Raw genomic sequence first — 19,863 nt, forward strand, 5'->3', positions numbered from 1 at the left:
TCACTTCAGATTACTTGATTTTGACATGTATTCAGAGGGTTTACATCCATACAGCTCTTGAAAACACTTACTAAAATAACTCGCACTACTAAATCCGACACGATCCGCAATTTCAGATATCGTGTATTCGCCTTGGGTTATCATCTTAGCCGCATTTTGAAGTCTAATATTTCGGATAAATAGCGATGGCGACTTGTCTAACAAGTTGACCAGCTTTCGATATAAACCAGTGCGGTCCATATTAAGATCGCGACTCAGCTGTTCAACCGAGTAATTAGGCGTTTCAAGGTTTTTCTCTACGAATGCAATTGCCCGAGATAAGAAGGCTGCCTCAGCTGAATTTTCGGGAGCGTATACAAGTAGCTCCTTATCGCTTTTTTGAACGTTCTCAGAATAAGATACTCTCTCAGACTCCAATACAGCACATTGATCGATCAGACCCCGTATTCTTATCAACAGAATATTTTCTTTATGTTGCCGTTGCAATTTTCTCTTGGTTTGTGCCAAAAAAAATCTCATGCTGCAGTAGGCGAGCGCGACGAGAAATAGAATATAACAGATGTAGGCAATTGTCGTTTTCCACCAGGGTGCAAGCACGACGACATCGATCGTTGTACTGTCTCCATTCCATTCTAAGCTGTTAGCAGAAGACATGACGACCAGCGTATAATTGCCAGGTGTAAGATCCGTATACGAAATCCTAAGTAATCCGTTACCCGCTGTTCCATCATATTCCCCCATGCTAGATGTTTCGCGCCATTCGGCGTCAATTCCTATTAATTTGTAGCGATAATAGATCTGAGAAGGATTCTGATAGTTGAGTCCAGCGAACTCAAAGGTTACAAAATTCTGATGGTGTAAAAGTTCGATTTTTGTTGTATAGCTTGCAGTTGAAGCAAGAACTATTTTCTCGGCATATTTCTTCCCAACCTCAACTTTTTCACCTTTAAGGTATAGATTAGTTAATAATGGTCTATAAGAAAGCTGAGGGAATTGGGATAATACCGGATCAAATGTATTAAAGCCATTAATACCTCCAAAATACAATATTCCATTTTTCGATTGGAAGGCTGCAGCACGAACATATTCTTCCTTCAACGCACCGCTTAAAACATTGTAATTCGAAAAGTGAACACGTTCATCTTCAAGATCGATTTTTATATGTGATATGCCGTAGCTTGTCGTTACCCATATCGTTCTGTTATGATCCTCAAGTATGGAATGGATATAATTATTAATTAGCCCGTCTGTCGTATAAAAGACCTTCTCGGAATTTGTCGTGGGAATAAATAATCGTAGCCCATCCTCAGTGCCCGTCCAATGCCACCCACGTGAGTCAACTATTTTTACCGTCTCATAGGCGTTTAGATGGCTAGTTCTTGGGCTACTAAATTTTTTATTTACTTCGTGTGGTATATCTGAGGGTAAAACAATTGAGAGGTTATGCTTATTTTTTGAAAGATGCTGATAAAGGTAGGTCGCTTTTTGAGTTTTTACATAGATTTTACCCCGTAGATCTTCTGCAAAGTCTTCAACAAGTACATCTGTAATTTGTTCACTAAAGTACGATCGACCAATGTAACTTAATTTGGATCGCGAAGGATGATGGTAGAGAAGCCCCCTATTAAGAGTTCCTAACCATAGACCGCCCTGCGTATCGGCAAAAAGAGTGCTGATTTCCGTTTTAATATCTTCTCCCTCCACTGTCTTTAAAGTTGGAATAAATTCCGATTCACCATCCTGTGTATTTAGCTGCCATAAGCCCGTTGAGCAGCTCACGTAAGCAGTATTACCTTTTAAGATTAACGTGTTCAGGGTATAATCTGTCAAGAGAAGCCTTTTCCAGAGCCGCTTTTTCATATCAAAGAAAAAGAGACCACCTTTAGTGCCATTGCGGATTTGATAGATCCCATCAGCACTCGATACGACTAAGGAAGTTCGGTTATACAGGCTATAGTCCTCTTTTTTATATGCGTATTTTTTGTAGGTTATCTTCTTTTTGGGTAAGTTATAGCATACAACCGACCCTGTATTGAAAAATAAATATAAATTTGCCCCAGCTGAAACGATATCTTGTAAGTGCCCTTCACGAGCACCAATACTGATTTTTATACCACTTTTCAGTTCAATTAAATCTTGTCGTTGTAAAACCCACAGTCTTTTATGATTATCCAGGAATATATCGTCTATATTACCTTTGAAGCCCTTTTTTTCGAAGTAGGATTTTGGTGATATCACATATGTTTCCGTTCGTAAGTCAATTGCCATCAAATTGTGATAGTCTTTAATCCACAGCAAAGAGTCATATCCTTGATAGATACGGTAATATCCATCATAATTTGAAAGACGCACGATGTTTTCTTTCCGTCTGTGTATATATTTAAAACGGCTACCATCATACAGGTTTACATTCCCACTTGTGGTAAAAACCATACGCCCATCGCTAAGCTGCAGCATGTATCGCACCTGATTATCACTTAAGCCGTGCGAGACATCTATAGTACTAAATAAAATTGCTGCAGGGAATGATTGTTCGCTAGCCTTGGTTGACGTAGCGCACACCAAAAGCAAATAGCATAAAATTCCCAAATTTCTATAAGTATATTTTGATAGGTTTAACATAGTCTACAATGCAAAAAAGTAATATCGTATTTATGTCTGGAAACTTGATACCTAATAAATCAGCTGATCACAAAGGTAAAATTTTATATGTAAATACAGTAAAAAAGCAACACAGTTGTTATTTTTTTCAACATAGTTGTCATCCCTTTTTCATCTACACGAATACATTTGTCTTACAAAAATTTACGATTTATTAGCAATAAAAAATAATGATGAAAATGATGTTTTACACAAAAAAACTAACTTTACCACTTATCCTGTTATTTGGGTTCCTACTAGATGGTCGAGCTCAAACTATCCAACAAATAACCCAGGGCGTAAAAGGTTCTATACAGGGATTAGATATCCAAGTTGAGTTTTATTCTCCGACTATTGTTCGAGTGTTGAAAATACCGATGGGGGTTTCTTACGAAAAGAAAAGTCTAGTGATCATCAAGTCACCTGAGAAAATAATTCTAAACGTTGATCAAAGCGGAGATTACATAAAATTAGCGAGCAGCAAAATACAAGTGGAGATAAATTCACTTACCGGAGGTATAAATTTCTACGATTCAGTAGGAACACTTTTACTTAAAGACAAAGATTACGGAACACAGTTTTCGCCTATAGATGACGGGGGCACAGAGTCATTTACAGTACGGGAGGGATTTCTTCTCGACAAAGATGAAGCTATTTATGGAGTGGGTCAGATTATGGACAATAGGTTTAATCGTCGCAATTCCTCCCACCATATGCAAAACGAGAACATGTTTACTTATTCACCTTATTTCCTTTCTGTTAAGGGATATGGTGTTTACTGGGATAATTATTCTATCTCGAAATTCAATGATAATCCTCAGGAGCTTTCTTTTGAAAGCACCGGGCATTGTGCCGACTATTACTTTATGTACGGAAAAAATGCGGATGGTGTGATCGCCCAGGTGCGGGATTTAACTGGTAAGGCTCCTATGCTACCTTTGTGGGCGTATGGATTCTTTCAAAGCAAGGAGCGCTATCATACGCAGGAAGAAAATTTAAATGTTTTAAAAAAATACCGCGATCTACAGGTCCCTATCGACGTAATGATCCAAGACTGGCGCTACTGGCCTGAATACCATAAATCCGATAGCGCATGGAATGCCCAAACCTTTGACGCAGAGCGCTTCCCCGATCCAAAAAAATGGGTGGATGAAATCCATGGTCTCAACGCGAAATTATTGATTGTCACCTGGCCAGGCTTTGGTCCTAAGACCAGCCAACGACAAGAGCTTGATAGCAAGAAGATGATTATCAATTTTGACACATGGCCCCCAAACAGTGGGGCACGCCCCTACGACGTATATAATCCTGCGGCGCGTGACATTTATTGGCGTTATCTCGACAAAGGTATTTTCAGTTACATTGGCAATGACGGTTGGTGGCTCGACTCTACTGAACCAGACCACATCAACAAAAAAGAATCAGACTATAAATTGCCAACACACCTTGGTTCGTATGGTAGTGTAAAAAACGCCTATAGTTTGATGCACAATAGCGGAATTGCAACACATCAACGAGCGCAGAACAGCAACAAGCGTGTCGTGATCTTAACCAGATCGGGCTTCATCGGTCAACAACGATATGGCTCTAATACTTGGAGTGGTGATGTCGTATCAAGTTGGGATATGTTAGAAAAGCAGATTCCCGCAGCATTAAATTTTACCCTGATGGGTATTCCTAACTGGAACAGTGACATCGGGGGATTTTTTGCGGGGCGTTGGAATAACGGAGGTGGAGCTAAACACCCAGAATATCAGGAACTGTATGTGCGCTGGATGCAGTTCGGGGCTTTCAGTCCCATGATGCGTTCTCACGGAACGGATATACCTCGTGAGATATGGAATTTTGGTGAACGGGGTTCTTGGTGTTTTGATGCACAGGAAAAAGCTATAAATTTACGATATAGTTTATTGCCTTATATATATAGCACCTCGTGGAATGTCGCCCGTAACGATGGTACATTTATGCGTCCTCTTATCATGGACTTTGTGGCGGATAAATCCACACACCATATCGGAAACCAATACATGTTCGGCAAATCAATTTTGGTAGCACCTGTTACAAAACATGAGGCAAAGACGTGGCCTGTTTACTTACCTCAGGGCATCGAGTGGTACAATTTCTGGACAAACGAGCGCTTTAAAGGCGGACAAACAGTAACCACACCTGCACCTGCCGATATTATTCCGCTATATATCAAAGCTGGATCTATCATTCCCTTCGGGCCGAAAGTACAGTATTCGACAGAAAAGAAATGGGATAATTTAGAAATCCGTATCTACGCTGGAGCAGATGGAGAGTTTGTATTATATGAAGACGAATTTGACAACTATAATTATGAAAAAGGACAATTTTCCGAAATCGCCTTTTCGTGGAGCGATTCCAGTCAAATATTAACAATAGGAGAAAGAAACGGCAGTTATCCCGGAATGTTGTCAAGAAGAAAGTTTACGGTAAGCCTGCCCAGCGGTGCTACGAAAATCGTCACCTATAATGGACGTGAACTTACCGTAAAGCTGAAATAAAATTTTTACTTAAAAACGTATCGTATACGATACGTTTTTAAGTGTTTTTTGTATCTTACGATACGATGGAGCCTCAAATCAAATTAGCGACCTACTATCAATTTAGTATTCAACCATACTGCCATTCAGTCCGGTAAAAAAGTTGATTATCCTCTGTCCCCCTTTTAGCAGAACGGAACTTCCTTTTCTATTTCATAGCGATCTGATTAAGGAATTATTTCTTTAATCAAAGAATCGTGTAACAAATGTTACTGTTTAGGTAGCAAATAGATTATACATTTGTATTGTTAAATTAAAAATTGGATACTTACAAAGTAGAGCGCATTTAATAATAAAAGTTATGTTTTTTCAACACGTATATGATACAAGTTTAGCTCAGGCGAGCTATTTTATAGGATGTCAGACCAAAGGCGAGGCGATCGTTATCGATGCACAACGAGATATCGATGTATACTTGCAAATTGCCAAGCAGAATAACATGAAAATTACGCACATTGCAGAAACACATATTCATGCTGATTTCCTATGTGGTTCTCGTGAATTGGCTGCCGTAACAGGCGCACAACTGTACTTGTCCGACGAGGGTGGCGAAGAATGGCAATACCAATTTGCACATATAGGCTTAAAACATGATGACAAGATCAATGTCGGAAATCTCACGTTAGAAATTCTTCATACACCGGGACATACACCCGAAAGTATCAGCCTCCTATTAACAGATCATCCTGCGACAGACAAGCCCGTTATGGTTTTCACGGGAGATTTCGTTTTCGTAGGTGATATCGGTCGTCCAGATTTACTGGAAAAAGCAGCCGGGTTAATGGGCACACAAGAAAAGGGAGCGAAACAGATGTACGAATCACTCAAGCGGTTTACAGCGTTACCGGAGTATGTTCAGGTATGGCCGGCCCACGGTGCCGGTTCGGCTTGCGGTAAATCATTGGGTGCCGTTCCGAGCTCAACAGTAGGATACGAAAAAATCCGAAATTGGGCCTTTCAGTATGAAAATGACGAAGAAGGATTTATTCAATATTTATTGGAAGGGCAACCCGAACCACCGAAATATTTTGCAATGATGAAACAGCTGAATAAAGTAACTCGTGCGTTGCTGGTGGAAGTCCCCAAACATCCCAAATTGACAAAAGAACAGTTTTTCACGGCTTACGAAAACGGCTTGAAAGTGATTGACACCCGCCATAAAGTTGATTTTGCAAAAGGATTTATTCCGGAAAGCATTAATATACAAGGCAATAATTCATTTTCTACCTGGGCTGGCTGGTTGTTGAATTACCAAGAGCAGTTTGTGTTGGTGGCTGACGATAGCCAGATCGAAGATCTTACCCGAAAACTAATGCGTGTCGGCTTGGATAATATCTATGGTTACATCTCTAATGTGGAAGAGTTAGGTTTGGAATTAGAAACGGAGCAAATTATTGATATGGAAGAGTTCGGATCGTATATCGGAAACCCCGATGTACAGATTGTGGATGTTCGAGGCGCGTCCGAATACCAAGCTTATCATGTAGAAGGTGCAGACCATGTATTTGTGGGAACGCTGCCTGCTAACTTGGACAAGTTCAGCAAAGACAAACAAATCGTGATCCATTGTCAAAGTGGAGACAGAGCAACCATTGCCCAATCACTGCTGGCAAAGTACGGCTTTAAAAATGTTAAAAACTACAGTGCTGGAATGAAAGAATGGATGGCTCGTTAAACAGGAGTCTGCACAGTGCTGTCATCGGTGGATTGTTATTTATTATTTCAAAAATATTTTAACCCCTTTGTTTTTTTTACTCGCATAAGCTGCATCAATAAATTTACAAATCCCGATAGTTTGCTCTTGGGGAACTGGAGATACTCCTGTTTCAAAAAACAGCATAATCTCCTGTAGTAAACGCTTGTAGCCTTTAAATTCCCCTAAAGCAACGGCACCTTGACTTTTAGTAAAAACAGTACCACCAAATCCGTGATCTTCTTTTGTAAAAGCCCTTAACGTTCCAACCCTGCCCCCAGACCAAGTTCCAACGATGATGTCGCAGTCCTTTTCCTCAATAGTTTGGACAGCCGTACAGTGCTCTTGTAAAATGGTAAACAACATCTCGACGCCATGAATACCATACCAATACAAATCTTTATGATTGGGTTCTATCGGAGCTGGCGTATACACATCCGCTCCCATCACCTCAGCTTTGTTAATACCAGTAATCCCTTCAATGTAACGCAAAGAACTCGTTGAGAAAAGAGGAACCCTATAACGAGAAGCCAAACGAAAAATTTCTTCTGCGTCTTGCTGAGAATTTGCAATGGGCTTATCAATAAAGAGAGGTTTACCCTGTTTTATAACGAGCTTAGCTTGCTCCAGATGCATATTTCCATCATTTGTCTCAAGCATCACATAGTCAACAACCTTTAATAAATGCTCGATACTATCGACAATCTCGACGCCAAACTGTTGGATTTCTTCCTTAAATCGAGTAATACGCTCACCGTTATTTGCTATAGTTGGATTTCCAAAGGGATAAGCTACTACCACCTTATATCCCTTAAAAATTCCCTCCTTGTCCTGATAAAGCGCTTTCGTAAAAGCGACAGCATGCGAAGTATCAAGCCCAATAATACCGATGCGCTTTTTCAACTTCTTAGCGATATGCATTTTATCACTGGCAAACAAAGTCGTTCCTGACGCCCCAACAACCCCCATTGAAAATAAAAATGATCTTCTGTTCATACACTAGACTTCTTTAATCAACAACCGAATAGTCGCATAAGCCATCGCTTTCATGGAAGTCAAAAATGCCATTTCATCCAAATCAAATTTTGCATTATGAAGCTCATGTTGAGGATTAATACCCTCATTGTTTATACCCACAAGAAAAAATAAAGATGGAAAACGGTGAGAATAGTATGCAAAATCTTCTGCTGCCATCCATATTCCCACATCTTTAACCTGATCCTCTTTCAGGATTTCACCGAAATAACGTTTTGCTTGCGATGTCAAATCAAAATTATTAAAAAGAAAAGGATATCCCCTCTTTATTTGTAAATCAACTTCAGCACCAAAAGTCTTAGGCAAATCCAATAGCATTCGTTCAATTTTCTCAACCGCCTTTTCTCTCCACATTTCATCCATCGTTCGCAAAGTGCCTTCCAATACAACTTCGTCGGGTATCACATTCACTGCACCATTACCTATAAATTTACCGAATGTCAAAACTGAAGGAACAGATGGATCAATATGACGACTTACAATCTGCTGTAAAGATGATAAAAGCTGAGCCCCAATCGCGATCGGATCCACCGCGCGATGAGGCTCAGCAGCATGCCCACCTATTCCTTTGATACGAACATAAAACTCATCACTTGATGCCATAAATTTTCCTCCACATAGCCCCACCTCTCCAACACGTAGCCGAGGACTAACATGCAATCCTAAAACAGCCTTTATTCTATCGCCATAATCATCCAATACACCCGATTTCAAAACTTCCTGTGCCCCTCCAGGTATTCTTTCTTCAGCAGGTTGAAAAAGTAACAATACTCTTCCCGAAAAAGTATGTTTTAACGATAATAGAATAGCAGCCACACCCAGCAAGTTACTTGTATGAAAATCATGTCCACACGCATGCATCACGCCATCCTGCCTCGATTTATATACAGCATCATTCAATTCATAAATAGGTAATGCATCTATATCCGCGCGCAAAACAATCACATCATCAGAAACCGACTTCGTACCGTCAATCCAACCCAATACACCGGTATTAGCAACAGACCGATAAGAGATATCCATTGTGCCTAGTACGCCTTTTATGAATGCAGAGGTTTCGAATTCCTCAAAAGATAATTCAGGATTTTGATGTAGCAATCGTCTTCTTTCAACCGCGACCTGAAACTCTCTTTCCACACATGAATTTATTTCCGACCGTAAGTCCATAATACGCTTATTAAAAATATCTCACATAAAAATACAACACCATGATTGTAACAATCAACCACCACAACGTCGGATTTTTCAGACCCTTATAATAGCTCTTTTCTGACGCTGGCAGGCTAAGGCTCTCTTTATTCCAAATCAATCCCTCCAATAGTTCAACTTTCACAGGTCTAGTAAACAAACTTACCCCTACACAGAGGATCATACATGCCCAAAAAACTATCCCAGTTCGGTTAAAGAATGGCATCTCAGGAAAAGCAAACTCCATAATTAAAGATAAAGGAATTGTTAACAATCCTGCGGATAAGGCCCCTTCTTTTGTGGTTCTCTTCCAAAAAATTCCCATCAAGAACATCGTCGCTATCCCTGGCGTAAATAATCCGTACAAATTCATCAAGTATAAAAAGACAGGTTTATCCGAATAACTAATCAATATCATTGCGCTCATAATTCCCAATAAGATTATGGCCACACCAGATAGTTTTCCAAACCGAATAGCTTGCTCATCAGTTGCTTTCTTATTTATAAATTGTGTATAAATATCTACCGTTAGTATAGTTGTACATGAATTTATTGCTCCTGATACATGCGACATAATTGCAGATATCAATCCAGCCATTACCAAGCCAATCAACCCCTTGGGTAACAATGTTTCAACCAAAACTGAAAATAACAGATCAGGCTGATCTAATTTAGGTATAATCTTGGGTGCAACCAATGCAGGAACGATAATAATCAACGGAACTAAAAATTTCAGGTAGTCGCCAAAGATAACGCCCATGCGGCCATGCCACTCATTTTTCGCAGCCAATACCCTTTGTACAATAAATTGGTTGGTTGCACAGTAAAAAACACTAATACACAGCAAACCTCCTAAATACATCGTCCAGGGAAAATCCGGATCAGAAGCTGGATAAAACATCTTCCAATCCTGAGAAGATTCGATCACCGTTTCAAACCCCCCGGCAGCATTAATAGTGCTGAATGTTAGAATAACCCCACCGGCAACCAAAACAACTAACTGAACCATTTCTGTCCAGATAACTGCTCTCAACCCACCGAGAACGGTGTATAGACCCGTTAAGATCGCCATTCCTAAAATACTGTAAACAATCGGCAGATCAAACAAGGCATGCAAAGAAAGCGCCCCTAAATACAAAACTGCACCAATCTCTACGAATACATAAGTAAACATAATCAATATCGCGTACAATATTCGCGTTGTATTACCAAATCTTTTTTCTAAATACTCTGGAACAGTATAAAAACCATTTCGTAAGTAAAAAGGAAGAAATATCCACAACAAAGCATTAAAACCTATTAAAATTGCCCCCCATTCTAATGTTACAGCCACAAAACCACGACTATAAGCTGCCCCCATAGCGCCTACCAAATGGTGACTACTAATATTGGCAGCAATAATACTTCCTCCGATCATCCACCAAGAAAGCTTATCCCCTGCTAGAAAATAATCTCTTTTGGAATCTGAGCTACGTTTAGCTGCGTACAATCCCAAAAGAACGACACCCACAATGTAAACAACGAATATAATCAGGTCTATGGTCTCTAATTTCATCTATCAAGATATGTTTGAATTTCTTTAATCGTTTCTTCTATGAGGATTTCTAAACTTCCTTTTGCGTATGGTGTTTGCCAAACAGCATAGATATCATGTATATAAAGGTCCTCAGGAGGCAAATAACCAATATAACCATTAGCTATATTGACAAAAATAATTCTTAGATTCGGAAAAGCGGCTCGGACAGTTCGTTGATAAGCCGAGTAAGCCTCATTAGGTTGCGCAACGACAAAAGCATCTCCAAGTTTCCAAATCCACAAGGGGATTTGCGCAAACTTTCGATCACCAATGGATTTTCTGGTATTTAATTTCCGCCATAATCGATCCTTTAACACCCTATCATGACACCGCTCATACTCCTGCTGTATCTCTTCGACCGGCTCCAAGCATTTATAAGGAACGGTTACATCTATTTCTTTTGCTAGCAATTCTGTTGAGGAAGATATTACTTTCTCCCTCCACAACGCTAAAGGAGCCCCAGACAACAAAGATCCTTCAAAATCCCAAACTGTATTTGGTCGATCTGATTTTTCCAACGTAGCCAACACCGCATAGGCCAATTCCCTTCCATTGGCATCTACTATTTCAGGATCCTTGACATACTGCTTTTTTGGAGCCAGCTCTCCGGAAGCTCCCTGTAAAAACACGGTAGGTACCCCTCTTTGAGATTGAATTAATTCCCGCATAGCTCCTACATAATCAGGGGAGATTAGGGTATTTTCATGCGCAAAAGAGGTCGGGTGGCACGCATAATTACAGATCACAGCAGTCAAATTCCCTTTTAAATCCGTCACTTTTCCGACGAGCAACGTTTGATCCGCATCTTTAGAGGGGTTGTAACCGATTAAAAACTCTTCGTCAACCTGTAGATCTCTGTTTGTAGCGAGATTACACACCCCTAATGACCAATTCAATGTCACCTCCGATAGATTCGCTCTCGCTCGCTCAATACTCAAAATCGCTGCATTTTTTAGGAATTCCAGATAAGGTTTGATGTACTCTCCACCCGGCAGATCACTATCTGTAGAACATATGCTAGGTCCCGCATGAGTATGTGACAAGCAAAACAAAAGCTGATCTATAGATAAGCCAAAATGAGAAAGAATAGCACCGCGTAGCAACTCCTCATCCTCATTATTTTTCCACCAACCTAAATCCGCTGTAATTAATACTTTTTGATTTCTTTCTTCCTCGCCAAACACCACACATTGTAACAATAAAGGTCTGTGGATATCTGTCGCGACATCAAATTTTGCAGCCCCCCAGTTTCTTGAATAAATCCCCAACGGAGGAGTAATAACTTGCTCAGCATATCCAAATGTACCCGACCAATCTCCATTACTACTTTGTACAATTGACCCCATAGCTATTTCAAATATTATTCAATTCTTATGGCCTGATTAAAGATAGGCCACCATCCATTAAAACAGTGGCGCCAGTCATGTGTTTATTGTTTTCAGATGTAATCCAAAGTACCTGCCTCGCAATATCCTCTACCTCTATAATTTCCCCCAATGGGACAGCTGCCTTCGCAGACTGTTGACTCGCTGGAGATTTTTCCCACACAGCTTTACTCAAACCCGCATTTACATATCCGGGCGCTACCTCGTTGATACGTATTCCGAATGGAGCAAACTCCAATGCCATACTTTGGCAAAGCATACGTACAGCTGCCTTCGACACACTATAAGCAGGCAAATGAGCATGGACTGCATGAGCAGCCCAACTTCCTAAAAACACGATATTTCCTTTTATCAAACTCTCCTTAAAAACCTTTGCAGAAGCGCTAGCTAAAAAAAAGGCCCCATCTACATTAACCCGTTGTTCCAATTGCCATTCATCAAAGCTTAAATCGATGAAGTTTTTCAAAGTCACTTGCGCAGCATTCACTATCGAAATGTCAATCCTCCCATACTTGGTTGCTAAACCCTGCACCCAGCCCTGAACTGCAATACCATCGGTCACATCTATCGATTGGTAATTCAACCTATCTACATAAAATGAAAAATCCTGCAACTTAGTGATAGCTTGTTCTGCTGTCAATCGGTCAGATAATGCCACGACAGCGCCATTGTCTAAATAGGCTCGAGCTATCGCCAGAGCTATATCTCCCAGTCCTCCACTGATGAGAACAATCTTTCCTTTGTATTCTTGCATATTCACTACTTATTCCTACCAATCTCCTACACTACCATCTTTATAGAATGTACGTTGCAGAACCTCCTGCTGAAAGGGATGTTTTTTAACCTCTTCTTCATTTATTTCAATACCCAACCCCGGTCTCGAGTTTGGCAATACAATTCTTCCTTTTTCCTGTACCGTAAAGCCTTCAGAAACGACATCATTGCGCCATTCCACATCCTTGTGAACACTTTCACAGATAATATATGAAGGCGTTGCAAATCCCAATTCTATAGATGCAGCTGTACTAACAGGGCCCTGGGGATTGTGTGGAGCCATTGACACACGGTATGCATCAGCCAGCGCACCAATTTTTCTAGCCTCCGACAAGCCCCCGCAATGCGTAATATCAGGTTGAATTACACTTACAGCCCTCCTTTCAAGCATATCCCTAAAAGCATGCACCCCAATAAGACGCTCACCCGAAGCAATCGGCGTTTGAACAGCACGCTGAATCAATGCAATATCCTCCATTGTCTCTGGCCAACAGGGCTCTTCAAAGAAATATAAACTATAGGGTTCTAGTGCTTTTGCAAACATCATCCCCATACGAGGACTAGGTCTAGCATGGCAGTCAACCATAATATCAATATCATCCCCAACGGCATCACGCATCGCAGCAACACATGCCACTGCATATTTGATCGGCTTTAACCCTTCTAAAGACATTGTTTCCGGAACAGCCATAGATTTAAACGCTGTAAACCCTTCATCAACCGCCTTCAAGGCTAAATCACCAAAGCGCTTTGCATCACCTGGGGCAGTCTCATAAAAATCTTCCATTTTACCGCCACCCAAGTGACAATAAAGACGAATATAATCCCTCACACGACCTCCCCACAACTCGTGACAAGGGACGCCATGTATTTTACCTACAATATCCCACAAAGCGATGTCAATACCACTAATCGCAGTACCTCTTACGATTCCATTGCCATGCCAAAAATGCTGCCTGTACATCATCTGCCACAGGTATTCTACTCTTCGGGGATCCTCGCCTACCAACAGTTGCGATATATCTTTAATTGCGCCAACGACACTTTGCGTATGCCACTCCAAAGTTGCTTCACCCCACCCCCATAACCCAGGTTGATCGGTAACAACCTTTACAAAGATCCAGTTCCGCATCCTAGCATGGCAAACAAACGTTTCTATTGCTGTAATTTTCATCCGTATATTTTTTTCCCTCTCAATATATAGTTATCTGATCATTATAGTAGAGGTTATAACAGTTTGACAACTTTTTCCGTCGCCTCCAACGTCATTTCAATATCTTCCAAACTATGCGCATAAGATATACTACCTTGTTTGATCGCAGCCGGAAAATTAAAAATCCCATTTTCAATCAACAGTTTGCGATATTTAACATCTAAGGCGAAGTCATGGCTCGTCAATACATCATGATAATTAACCGGCGCATGATCCATAAAGTACACACAAAAAGCTGACCCTTGTCTTGCCACATAGAAAGATCTTCCTAATTTAGAAAATATTTCCATATAACCTGATTCTAGCCTTGATCCCAATTTTTCAACATGACCATATACATCATATTCCGCTGAACGTAGTTTTTTTAAGGTAGCTATGGCCGCCGCCGTAGTCAATGGAAAAGCATTATACGTTCCTGCAATCATCACCCGATTTTCCTTCTCTGGATGAACAAAATAATCCATATACTTTTGCTTTCCGGCAATCACCCCCAGGGGATATCCATTGGCTATCGCCTTACCAAAAGTGGACAAATCTGGCACAACCCCACACAGAGACTGATATCCCCCCAACGCATGCCTAAACCCAGTTTTTACCTCATCAAAAATCAACAAGAAACCATTTTGATCGGCCAACGTGCGTAAACCTTGCAAATATCCCTCTTGAGGCTTAACCATACCTATATTTTGTAAAATAGGCTCCAAAAGAATACAGGCCACATCATACTTGCCGATTACATACTTAACGCTCTCGAGGTCATTGTAATTGATTATATGAACCAGATTACTGTGTTCTTTAGGCACGCCAGCACTCAACGAATCAAAAGGGTATTCACCTGGACTTGTATAAGGCCCCACATCATCCAATGTACTAATTACATTGCATGCCACGTCGTTGTGCCATCCATTGTATCCTCCCTGCATTACAATGATATGACGTCTCTTCGTCACTGTTCGAGCTATGCGAATCGCATGATATGTTGCTTCCGAACCTGTTGTCGTAATTTGAAGCTTTTCGGCGTATGGTACAGATTCAATAAACAACTTAGCAAACTCTCCTTCTAGCGCTGTAGGACCTGCCCCCATCAATAAATGCTGATCTTTTAATGTTGCCTCTACAGCGGCATTAACGTCATCATCATTATGCCCTAAGAATGAAGCTGCAAACCCAGCCTGATAATCGATATATCCGTTTCCATCAATATCAAACACTTTACTTCCCTTACCTCTGACAAAACAAATATTGGGATCAGACTTTCTATTTAAAGAAACCACCCCTCCCGGAATCCATTGTTCATTTTCCCGCAATATACCAGCGGATTTTTCACGTTCTTGCATTTTTATAAACTTTATATATGTATTAACTTAAAGAGAATCACCGTTAGCAGTCCATTAGACTGATTACTTATTTTATCAATTTATGTATACTAATATAAATACTTTTTGTATACATTTACAAATATAATTCAATATTCTTATATGATTAACGTACTTTTAGATAACATTGCCTTTCCTGAAGGCCCTGCGTTTGACAAAAATGGCAGAATTTGGCTAGTTGAAAAAGAAGCAGGAAACCTCATCTCTATTGACTCCGAAGGGATTAAAAGATACCAAACAAATGGCAATCCCAATGGAATAGCAATAGATAAGAACAATTTAATCTGGTTTTGTGACGCAAAACAAAACAGCATTAGAACATTTAATCAGTCCACGGAACGCATCGAAACAATCGTATCCTCCATAGACAACATGCCGCTTAAAATGCCCAATGACCTTGCTTTTGATGAGCACGAAAACTTAATTTTCACCTGTCCCGGAGATACACTAACAGATGGAACGGGATATGTGTGCTGTCTAACCAACACAAAAAAACTCCTCATTATTAAACACAATATGTTTTATCCTAACGGGCTAGCCTTTTCAAAAGATTTTAACTCCTTATATATTGCGGAGACAGGCACACATATAATCTGGAAATTTAAATGGAATGCGCTACAACATATTTTATCTGAAGGCATACAATGGATTAATGTCGGCGGTCCTATAGGGCCCGACGGAATAGCTTTTGACGCAGATGACAATTTATATATCGCACTATATGGCGGAGCATCCGTAAAAAAAGTGGATCAATATGGCCAAATAATGGAGGAGATTCTATTACCTGGAAAAAATGCAACAAATTGTGCTATTGACCCTACGGGAAAGATGGGGATTATCATAACCGAAGCCGAGCAAGGAACGTTATTACAAAAGAAAATCAACACAAAAGGGGTATTGTAATGCTACAATACCCCTTTTGTGTTTTATCATTCCGCCAAATTACACCAACTCTAAAGCAGCCTGTGCTCCTCTATTCAAGTGTTTGGTCAACATATCGAACGCTATTTTCCAGTTGTTTTCCTTTAATGCCTCAACAATCTTTCTATGCTCACGATCCGTATCTGCATAATCTTCCATATGACTCATAGCGGCCCCTAATTTCATGTGAAACAAGGGAATATTACTGTTTTTATAAATAACTATAAGCCTCTGATTTTCTGTAGATTCTATGATTTTCTCATGAAATCTCACGTCAGCTTCACAAGCACCGCCATAGTAACCTTTAGCAACCATATCGCTAAAGTCATCACAAATCAACTCTAATTCAGCAATAACGGCCAAATTTTTCTTTTCAAACAAAATCTTTAAAGCCCCAACCTCCAACAACTCGCGCAACTCCCTGATATCTTGAATATCCCCAATAGTCATTCCTTTCACAAAGCAGCCGCCCTTTTCACCGAATTCCACCAGATTCTCTCCAGCCAATCGCATAAATGCTTCTCGAACCGCGACACGACTTACGCTCAACTTGTCCGCCCAATTACTCTCTACCAACCTCGCGCCACCGACCAATTGATTAGACAATATCTTTTTTCGCACCTCTAAATAAACTTTATATGCTAGCGAATCTTCCTTCATTTTGTATACATTTCTGACAAAAATACAATAATTGCGTTAGAAATTATACTTTATATTCGTTCTCACTTACGGCTCCCTTCGACAACTTAATAAACACGCTGGGGCTTCAAAACCAATTCGCCCTTTTTTCCTTCAAAAAACATGACATTACGATCTTTCAAAACAGAAATATTTTCACTAAGCTCCGATCCTTTTGTGTACAAATTCCAAAATCCTTCCTTTACCCCCGCTATGATCACATCGTACCGTTTATCGGCTGGAATCTGCACGATAATTTCTTCATTCAACAACTGTCTTGGCTTTGACAACACGATTACTTTATCACCGATCACAAAATAACCATAATGACCTTTATCTATGTACTTCTCCTGCAGTTTCGCTCTACCATCTTCTACCATCTGGAAAACGGTTACAAACTCCTTTTCAGCACTTTTTTCTTTAGATGAAATCAAGATCCGACTTCCTTTAGCCTCTGGCCACGGTGACTTGACCGTATACATATCACCAAATACAAATGTAGAAGAATCTCCACTCCACACCGTCAACTCTCGATCGGTTAGAGCAGGCTTCAACATGTTCACATAAGTTTGTCCTGATTTCCCATCAAATGAAGACGTCAAAACCATGTCATCACCTTTGTAGACTGGTTTATGCAATGTATTTATCTGCCAAAAATTCTCAAAGCCGGAATCCTGAGCAAGCAGATCGTCCCAGAGAACAATAAAAGCAGGTACATCTTCCAACCCCGTATTTACAAACAAAAAACTTTTGGAATATGCACTAACCTTAGCGGAATAGGCTGCCGATAAATCTACATTAAAATAACTAAATTTTGGTTTTAGCGCATCAGGTCCATACGTTGACGAACGCACAAAACCAGTATGAAACCAAGGATCATTCAAGACCTCGTATACCGTTTTAGGAAAACGTTGACTAAACCTTGTTCCGCCATCATTTGTTTTTGTCCTAAACAACAATGGCTCCCTTGGATCCCGAAGCAACATCATACTATGTGATACCGATCTCTTGTTAAAATTAAAATCATAAGGTGAACCATAAGACAAGTACAGCCCTAAATCGCCGACCACATTTCCATGATGATAGATTTGCAAAGCACCAGCATCAGCGTGTTGATGATTTCCAAAATGATAGCCCCCACCTTTGATTTCAGCTATCACATCAGAACTATTCCTGACTTCCTCCCAGCCTGTACGAGCTACCATAGCGCCAAGTACGGTACCAAAATCCTTCGTCAACGGAAGTTGATCTAAATGATAATCCGGTTTTAAATTTGGATCATTTAACATCAGGAACAGAACCGGATTATTGGGCAAACCGCCCTGTTTCATAAATTCTCCCTTAATAAGTCGGTCTCCAGAGAAAGCATAACATAGCAACATGGTTTGCGGATTTTTCCAGTAAAACTCATCACTACCAGAATATTTCACATTAAACATGTCTCCATCTCTCAGCATCTTCCCATCAGGAGTTCGCATATATAACCAGTAGTCTGACATATTTTTAATGTTATCATCAAACACGGAATAACCTAACATCCTATAATACAACCATACAGCATGCATCTCCCAGCCAAATCTGTACCCCCCGTAATCGATACCTTGATTGTGTCTTGGTGATTGATACTCAAACTTGCGCATGGGCACCAGTTGCTCCAAAATGGTATAAGAAACGTACTTATAAGGTTCCGGATCCTCATCATATATCGCCAAGCTCCATGACAACATATCTCTACAGATCTGCGCTTCATTACCATGCCCATTAATAATGCTTTCTAAACCATAAAAAGGAGGCCAGCCAATTTCCATATCCCTGACCAGACGCTTCAAATCTTTTCTAAACCTACTTTTCAAACCAGTATCAATCAGTTCATAACACCAGTCATAGACCAGTGCCCCTGTATAAATTGCCCTTCCTAATTCACGTGTAATATCACCATATGAAACATTACCAAACTCCAAGGCAGATAAATATTTAGCCGTCAGACCGACCACCTCCTTCCCAACCTTCTCATCCTTGGTCATTAAGTAGTAAAATGCTTTTTTCTCAATAATTCCTTCTAAGTGTTCATCATAAAACATCTCGCTATCGGCATCAATATCCAACGCATAAGGCTGTACAGCGACGTCACAAACAGCTTTCCAGGCTTGCTTATGTTCAGCGGCATTTAACCTTGATTTAATTATCGGATAAGTTTCCTGATTCATCCACAGTCGCGGATGAACATCGGATGGAACCACAGATGGTTTATATACTTCAGCTTCAGCAGGAGCTACAGGAGGCAAGTAGGGCTTCAAAGTGATTGTATAAAAAATCAAATTTTTTGGTAACCAAATTTTTAAACTTTCCTGTGCATTTATTTCAAACTTTCCTAACTCCTGCTTTCCTCCTCTGTGATTATCAAACACAATACGTTTTGTAGGTCGTTGATCGCCTATCTTAAAAGTAGCAAATAACGTTAAGCGACCAGTCTGATCATTCCTTTTTAAAGCCTCCGCATCTACAACCGAAGTCTCCGCCTCCAAGACGTACCAACCACTTTCAGGAACCTTTAACCTAACTTCGACATCGGCATTCCGAAACATATGTGCCGATTCAACATTACTACGTAAAAGTACACCAACCCCCTTCTCTTCCCCCTTTACCGATCTAGTTGTTATATTTTTTTTATTCAATACCCCCTTATGAAGACGGAAAACCGACGAATAATGCTGCTGTGCAAAAGACGTAAAGATGGAAAATAAAAAAGCAAACAAGAACAAGTAACGTTTAACCATTGCGTAAGTAATAATTTTAATCAAAAAAAATCGTATACATATA

Annotated in this window: 13 protein-coding genes; 3 read left to right on the top strand and 10 right to left on the bottom strand. The window is 40.2% G+C overall.

Features of this window, described 5'->3' with window-relative positions; genetic code table 11:
- Positions 1-2,622, bottom strand: coding sequence for a ligand-binding sensor domain-containing protein (locus FAZ19_RS21380; RefSeq protein WP_136822807.1), 2,622 nt, complete (start codon positions 2,620-2,622; stop codon positions 1-3).
- Between the two features lie 218 nt (positions 2,623-2,840).
- On the opposite strand from FAZ19_RS21380, the gene FAZ19_RS21385 reads away from it, so the two are divergent.
- Entirely contained in the window at positions 2,841-5,165 is a 2,325-nt protein-coding gene (locus FAZ19_RS21385) for a glycoside hydrolase family 31 protein (protein WP_229707666.1), read from the top strand.
- A 340-nt stretch (positions 5,166-5,505) separates the two neighbouring features.
- Entirely contained in the window at positions 5,506-6,879 is a 1,374-nt protein-coding gene (locus tag FAZ19_RS21390) for an MBL fold metallo-hydrolase (RefSeq protein ID WP_136822808.1), read from the top strand.
- A gap of 42 nt (positions 6,880-6,921) precedes the next feature.
- On the opposite strand, the gene FAZ19_RS21395 is transcribed toward FAZ19_RS21390, so the two are convergent.
- From FAZ19_RS21395 to FAZ19_RS21425, 7 genes are read right to left on the bottom strand one after another with little or no spacing between them, the layout of a single operon-like run.
- A complete protein-coding gene (locus FAZ19_RS21395) occupies positions 6,922-7,893 on the bottom strand; it encodes a Gfo/Idh/MocA family protein (protein ID WP_136822809.1) in 972 nt (323 codons plus the stop codon).
- A gap of 3 nt (positions 7,894-7,896) precedes the next feature.
- Positions 7,897-9,099, bottom strand: coding sequence for a M20 metallopeptidase family protein (locus FAZ19_RS21400; protein WP_136822810.1), 1,203 nt, complete (start codon positions 9,097-9,099; stop codon positions 7,897-7,899).
- Between the two features lie 10 nt (positions 9,100-9,109).
- On the bottom strand, positions 9,110-10,675 hold the full coding sequence (locus tag FAZ19_RS21405; protein WP_136822811.1) for an SLC5 family protein: 1,566 nt from the start codon (positions 10,673-10,675) through the stop codon (positions 9,110-9,112).
- Positions 10,672-12,042 (bottom strand): neutral/alkaline non-lysosomal ceramidase N-terminal domain-containing protein, encoded by a 1,371-nt coding sequence (locus FAZ19_RS21410; protein WP_136822812.1) that lies wholly within the window; start codon positions 12,040-12,042, stop codon positions 10,672-10,674. Before FAZ19_RS21410 ends, FAZ19_RS21405 begins: the two co-directional genes overlap by 4 nt.
- Before the next feature lie 25 nt (positions 12,043-12,067).
- Complete coding sequence (locus tag FAZ19_RS21415; RefSeq protein WP_136822813.1) at positions 12,068-12,835, bottom strand: SDR family NAD(P)-dependent oxidoreductase; 768 nt, start codon at positions 12,833-12,835, stop codon at positions 12,068-12,070.
- Positions 12,836-12,850: 15 nt separating this feature from the next.
- Positions 12,851-14,029, bottom strand: a complete 1,179-nt coding sequence (dgoD, locus tag FAZ19_RS21420) for a galactonate dehydratase (RefSeq protein ID WP_136822814.1) — start codon at positions 14,027-14,029, stop codon at positions 12,851-12,853.
- 53 nt (positions 14,030-14,082) lie between these two features.
- On the bottom strand, positions 14,083-15,405 hold the full coding sequence (locus tag FAZ19_RS21425) for an aspartate aminotransferase family protein (RefSeq protein ID WP_136822815.1): 1,323 nt from the start codon (positions 15,403-15,405) through the stop codon (positions 14,083-14,085).
- Positions 15,406-15,546: 141 nt separating this feature from the next.
- Between FAZ19_RS21425 and FAZ19_RS21430 the strand changes: the two genes are divergently transcribed.
- The gene (locus FAZ19_RS21430; protein WP_136822816.1) at positions 15,547-16,347 is read left to right on the top strand and encodes an SMP-30/gluconolactonase/LRE family protein; all 801 of its coding nucleotides are present in this window, start codon (positions 15,547-15,549) and stop codon (positions 16,345-16,347) included.
- Positions 16,348-16,386: 39 nt separating this feature from the next.
- Here the strand turns inward: FAZ19_RS21430 and FAZ19_RS21435 are convergent, their stop codons facing one another.
- Together FAZ19_RS21435 and FAZ19_RS21440 are read right to left on the bottom strand one after the other, a co-directional pair.
- On the bottom strand, positions 16,387-17,025 hold the full coding sequence (locus FAZ19_RS21435) for a GntR family transcriptional regulator (RefSeq protein ID WP_136822817.1): 639 nt from the start codon (positions 17,023-17,025) through the stop codon (positions 16,387-16,389).
- 86 nt (positions 17,026-17,111) lie between these two features.
- Positions 17,112-19,820 carry a hypothetical protein gene (locus tag FAZ19_RS21440; protein ID WP_136822818.1) on the bottom strand — a complete coding sequence of 903 codons (2,709 nt, stop codon included), beginning with the start codon at positions 19,818-19,820 and terminating at the stop codon, positions 17,112-17,114.
- Between the last annotated feature and the right edge of the window lie 43 nt (positions 19,821-19,863).

It is taken from the genome of Sphingobacterium alkalisoli, from assembly GCF_005049105.1.
GTDB lineage: Bacteria > Bacteroidota > Bacteroidia > Sphingobacteriales > Sphingobacteriaceae > Sphingobacterium > Sphingobacterium alkalisoli.